This window comes from Roseateles sp. GW821-FHT03B02, from assembly GCF_059421025.1.
Window position 1 is genome coordinate 1 of sequence record NZ_JBWKUV010000025.1, and the last position, 5,749, is coordinate 5,749.

At 51.6% G+C, this 5,749-nt stretch carries 1 protein-coding gene, 2 tRNA genes and 3 rRNA genes; 1 reads left to right on the forward strand and 5 read right to left on the reverse strand.

Going from position 1 to position 5,749, the window contains the following annotated elements:
• Positions 1-90: 90 nt before the first annotated feature.
• Together rrf and AC07VX_RS26755 are read right to left on the reverse strand one after the other, a co-directional pair.
• Positions 91-203 (reverse strand): 5S ribosomal RNA (rrf, locus tag AC07VX_RS26750).
• A gap of 193 nt (positions 204-396) precedes the next feature.
• A 23S ribosomal RNA gene (locus AC07VX_RS26755) occupies positions 397-3,275 on the reverse strand.
• Positions 3,276-3,406: 131 nt separating this feature from the next.
• Between AC07VX_RS26755 and AC07VX_RS26760 the strand changes: the two genes are divergently transcribed.
• Positions 3,407-3,577 (forward strand): hypothetical protein, encoded by a 171-nt coding sequence (locus tag AC07VX_RS26760; protein ID WP_493167842.1) that lies wholly within the window; start codon positions 3,407-3,409, stop codon positions 3,575-3,577.
• Between the two features lie 11 nt (positions 3,578-3,588).
• On the opposite strand, the gene AC07VX_RS26765 is transcribed toward AC07VX_RS26760, so the two are convergent.
• The 3 genes from AC07VX_RS26765 to AC07VX_RS26775 form a co-directional block, all read right to left on the reverse strand.
• Positions 3,589-3,664: transfer RNA gene (locus tag AC07VX_RS26765), tRNA-Ala, on the reverse strand.
• Between the two features lie 9 nt (positions 3,665-3,673).
• Positions 3,674-3,750 (reverse strand) — tRNA-Ile (locus AC07VX_RS26770).
• Between the two features lie 194 nt (positions 3,751-3,944).
• Positions 3,945-5,468, reverse strand: a 16S ribosomal RNA gene (locus AC07VX_RS26775).
• Together the 16S, 23S and 5S rRNA genes with 2 tRNA genes alongside form the textbook arrangement of a ribosomal RNA operon.
• Positions 5,469-5,749: the final 281 nt, after the last annotated feature.

Genomic DNA, 5,749 nt, shown 5'->3' on the forward strand with positions numbered 1-5,749 from the left:
GCTGCAGTTTATTGCAGCGAGTATTTTTGCAGCCCACAAAGCACAAACCCCCACGGCCTTTCGGCAGTGGGGGTTGGCTTTGCATAAATAGCCTGACGATGACCTACTTTCACACGGGAATCCGCACTATCATCGGCGCTGACTCGTTTCACTGTCCTGTTCGGGATGGGAAGGAGTGGGACCAAGTCGCTATGGTCGTCAGGCTTGACTGGTTGGCTTGTTGACGGCGTCAACAAACCCAATTCGTAGAGTCAGCAGATTCTAATCTGCACACCGCATGTATTCAAACATGCAGCGGAATCAGTATTTTGATTGCGTCTTCAGACTTCTGAAGAACAGCATAACTTGAATACCCACCTTGATCTGCAATCGCAATGATTAGGCAGTCAAAGTTATAGGGTCAAGCCTCACGGGCAATTAGTACTGGTTAGCTTAACGCATTACTGCGCTTCCACACCCAGCCTATCAACGTCCTGGTCTCGAACGACCCTTCAGGGGGCTCAAGGCCCCGGCAAGACTCATCTTGAGACGAGTTTCCCGCTTAGATGCTTTCAGCGGTTATCTCTTCCGCACTTAGCTACTCGGCAATGCCACTGGCGTGACAACCGATACACCAGAGGTGCGTCCACTCCGGTCCTCTCGTACTAGGAGCAGGCTCTCTCAATCTTGCAGCGCCCACGGAAGATAGGGACCAAACTGTCTCACGACGTTTTAAACCCAGCTCACGTACCTCTTTAAATGGCGAACAGCCATACCCTTGGGACCGGCTACAGCCCCAGGATGAGATGAGCCGACATCGAGGTGCCAAACACCGCCGTCGATATGAACTCTTGGGCGGTATCAGCCTGTTATCCCCAGAGTACCTTTTATCCGTTGAGCGATGGCCCTTCCATACAGAACCACCGGATCACTTTGTCCTACTTTCGTACCTGCTCGACTTGTCAGTCTCGCAGTCAAGCACGCTTATGCCAATGCACTATCGTCACGATTTCCGACCGTAACTAGCGTACCTTCGAACTCCTCCGTTACACTTTGGGAGGAGACCGCCCCAGTCAAACTGCCCACCATACACTGTCCCCATCCCGGATAACGGGACAAGGTTAGAACCTCAAACACACCAGGGTGGTATTTCAACGTTGGCTCCATAAGATCTAGCGACCTTACTTCAAAGCCTCCCACCTATCCTACACAGATCTGTTCAAAGTCCAATGTAAAGCTACAGTAAAGGTTCATGGGGTCTTTCCGTCTTTCCGCGGGGAGATTGCATCATCACAAACATTTCAACTTCGCTGAGTCTCTGGAGGAGACAGTGTGGCCATCATTACTCCATTCGTGCAGGTCGGAACTTACCCGACAAGGAATTTCGCTACCTTAGGACCGTTATAGTTACGGCCGCCGTTTACTGGGACTTCAGTCAAGAGCTTGCACCCCATCATTTAATCTTCCAGCACCGGGCAGGAGTCACACCCTATACGTCGACTTTCGTCTTTGCAGAGTGCTGTGTTTTTAATAAACAGTTGCAGCCACCGATTCTCTGCGGCCTCATTGGGCTCCCCAAGTAAATGGTTCACCTACTAAAGGCACACCTTCTTCCGAAGTTACGGTGTCAATTTGCCGAGTTCCTTCTCCAGAGTTCTCTCAAGCGCCTTAGAATACTCATCTCGCGCACCAGTGTCGGTTTGCGGTACGGTCGTCAATAGCTGAAGCTTAGTGGCTTTTCTTGGAAGCAGGGTATCACTCACTTCGTCTGCAAGCAGACTCGTTATCACGCCTCATCTAAGCTCTCCGGATTTGCCTAAAGAGCACGACTACACGCTTGAACCAACATATCCAACAGTTGGCTGAGCTAACCTTCTCCGTCCCCACATCGCACTATTGATCGGTACAGGAATATTGACCTGTTTTCCATCAGCTACGCATCTCTGCCTCGCCTTAGGGGCCGACTCACCCTACGCCGATGAACGTTGCGTAGGAAACCTTGCGCTTTCGGCGAGGGGGCTTTTCACCCCCTTTAACGCTACTCATGTCAGCATTCGCACTTCTGATACCTCCAGCAGGCTTCACAACCCACCTTCACAGGCTTACAGAACGCTCTCCTACCACGTGCAATAAATTGCACATCCGCAGCTTCGGTAACTGGCTTAGCCCCGTTACATCTTCCGCGCAGGACGACTCGATCAGTGAGCTATTACGCTTTCTTTAAATGATGGCTGCTTCTAAGCCAACATCCTGACTGTTTTAGCCTTCCCACTTCGTTTCCCACTTAGCCAATTTTAGGGACCTTAGCTGGCGGTCTGGGTTGTTTCCCTCTTGAGTCCGGACGTTAGCACCCGGTGCTCTGTCTCCCAAGCTGTACTCTGCGGTATTCGGAGTTTGCATAGGTTTGGTAAGTCGCCATGACCCCCTAGCCTAAACAGTGCTCTACCCCCGCAGGTAATACTTGAGGCACTACCTAAATAGTTTTCGGAGAGAACCAGCTATTTCCAAGTTTGTTTAGCCTTTCACCCCTATCCACAGCTCATCCGCTAGTTTTGCAACACTAGTCGGTTCGGACCTCCAGCACCTGTTACGGTACCTTCATCCTGGCCATGGATAGATCACTTGGTTTCGGGTCTACACCCAGCGACTATTCGCCCTATTCGGACTCGATTTCTCTACGGCTTCCCTATTCGGTTAACCTCGCCACTGAATGTAAGTCGCTGACCCATTATACAAAAGGTACGCCGTCACCCTTGCGGGCTCCGACTTTTTGTATGCATGCGGTTTCAGGATCTATTTCACTCCCCTCCCGGGGTTCTTTTCGCCTTTCCCTCACGGTACTTGTTCACTATCGGTCGATTACGAGTATTTAGCCTTGGAGGATGGTCCCCCCATATTCAGACAGGATTTCACGTGTCCCGCCCTACTCTATTCGCGCCTAGTTCCACAATCTACATTTCTCATACGGGGCTATCACCCGCTGTGGCCGGACTTTCCATTCCGTTCTGATATGCAAACTGCTAAAACGCGAGGGCTACTCCGATTTCGCTCGCCACTACTTTCGGAATCTCGGTTGATGTCTTTTCCTCGAGCTACTGAGATGTTTCAGTTCACCCGGTTCGCCACAATGACCTATGTATTCAGTCAGAGTTACTCCTTGCGGAGTGGGTTTCCCCATTCGGAAATCTCCGGATCAAAGCTAATTTGCCAGCTCCCCGAAGCTTATCGCAGGCTATCACGTCCTTCGTCGCCTGTAATCGCCAAGGCATCCACCACATGCACTTAGTCACTTGACCCTATAACTTTGACAGCGCTGACTGCACTGTCGTCAAGGACTCAATTCAGATCCTTAGATCCAAACTGTTTTTGAGTATTCACGCGTTACGCCGTTCTTCATACCTAAGCAATTTCTTGCTAGTTGAAGTCTATGTTTGACGCAATCAAAATCATTGTTAGCGGCACGGTGCGTCAGAAGACGCTTTCCGCTAACAACGCTGATTCGACTCTACAAATTGTTAAAGAACAACAGCCGATCCTTGCGGACCAAGAGCTGGTAAACCTCAACGAACATGGCTATTCGCTAAGGTTTACCAACTGAATGAGTGAAACTGGTGGAGGATGACGGGATCGAACCGACGACCCCCTGCTTGCAAAGCAGGTGCTCTCCCAGCTGAGCTAATCCCCCGATCTCTCGTGGTGGGTCTGGCTGGATTCGAACCAGCGACCCCCGCCTTATCAAGACGGTGCTCTAACCGACTGAGCTACAGACCCACGCGAAACTTGTTTGCGTTGCTCTGCATCATCGCCAGGCTTGTTGAGGCCAGCTCCACAGGCACGCGATTTCACTCACTGTTGTATGACAGCCGATAAGTGTGGGCGCTTAAAGCAAAGTGCTTGAGCTTTCGCTCTTTAGTTTGATCTTGCTCTGCATGTCCCTAAGAACATACGAGGCGCGATCTATCTAGAAAGGAGGTGATCCAGCCGCACCTTCCGATACGGCTACCTTGTTACGACTTCACCCCAGTCACGAACCCTGCCGTGGTAATCGCCCTCCTTGCGGTTAGGCTAACTACTTCTGGCAGAACCCGCTCCCATGGTGTGACGGGCGGTGTGTACAAGACCCGGGAACGTATTCACCGCGGCAAGCTGATCCGCGATTACTAGCGATTCCGACTTCACGCAGTCGAGTTGCAGACTACGATCCGGACTACGACCGGGTTTCTGGGATTAGCTCCCCCTCGCGGGTTGGCAGCCCTCTGTCCCGGCCATTGTATGACGTGTGTAGCCCTACCCATAAGGGCCATGATGACCTGACGTCATCCCCACCTTCCTCCGGTTTGTCACCGGCAGTCTCATTAGAGTGCCCTTTCGTAGCAACTAATGACAAGGGTTGCGCTCGTTGCGGGACTTAACCCAACATCTCACGACACGAGCTGACGACGGCCATGCAGCACCTGTGTTCTGGCTCTCTTTCGAGCACTCCCAAATCTCTTCAGGATTCCAGACATGTCAAGGGTAGGTAAGGTTTTTCGCGTTGCATCGAATTAAACCACATCATCCACCGCTTGTGCGGGTCCCCGTCAATTCCTTTGAGTTTCAACCTTGCGGCCGTACTCCCCAGGCGGTCAACTTCACGCGTTAGCTACGTTACTGAGAAGAAACCCTCCCAACAACCAGTTGACATCGTTTAGGGCGTGGACTACCAGGGTATCTAATCCTGTTTGCTCCCCACGCTTTCGTGCATGAGCGTCAGTACAGGTCCAGGGGATTGCCTTCGCCATCGGTGTTCCTCCGCATATCTACGCATTTCACTGCTACACGCGGAATTCCATCCCCCTCTACCGTACTCTAGCTATGCAGTCACAAAGGCAGTTCCCAGGTTGAGCCCGGGGATTTCACCTCTGTCTTGCATAACCGCCTGCGCACGCTTTACGCCCAGTAATTCCGATTAACGCTTGCACCCTACGTATTACCGCGGCTGCTGGCACGTAGTTAGCCGGTGCTTATTCTTCAGGTACCGTCATGAGTCCCAGGTATTAACCAGAACCTTTTCTTCCCTGACAAAAGCGGTTTACAACCCGAAGGCCTTCTTCCCGCACGCGGCATGGCTGGATCAGGCTTGCGCCCATTGTCCAAAATTCCCCACTGCTGCCTCCCGTAGGAGTCTGGGCCGTGTCTCAGTCCCAGTGTGGCTGGTCGTCCTCTCAGACCAGCTACAGATCGTTGGCTTGGTGGGCCTTTACCCCACCAACTACCTAATCTGATATCGGCCGCTCCAATCGCGCGAGGTCTTGCGATCCCCCGCTTTCACCCTCAGGTCGTATGCGGTATTAGCTGCTCTTTCGAGCAGTTATCCCCCACGACTGGGCACGTTCCGATATATTACTCACCCGTTCGCCACTCGTCAGCTTAACCTGTTACCGTTCGACTTGCATGTGTAAGGCATGCCGCCAGCGTTCAATCTGAGCCAGGATCAAACTCTACAGTTCGATCTTGAATTTACTCAACGGAATCGAACAAAGACTATTTGCATAGCTTCATTCTCTTTCCGTGAGCGTTTAAAGTCCGAAGGACCGTCATCAGTCACCTGACAACATCACTTCACTTCAAACGCCCACGCTTATCGGCTGTGAATTCTTAAAGAACATCGCAAACTTCGGAGCCTAAACTCTTTGTTTGCGTCGCTGACGTCGTTTTGTCGTCAGCAGCAAAGAAGCGAGATTCTAATCTGCTTTTTGCTTCGTCGTCAAGTATTTTTGAAAATTTCTTT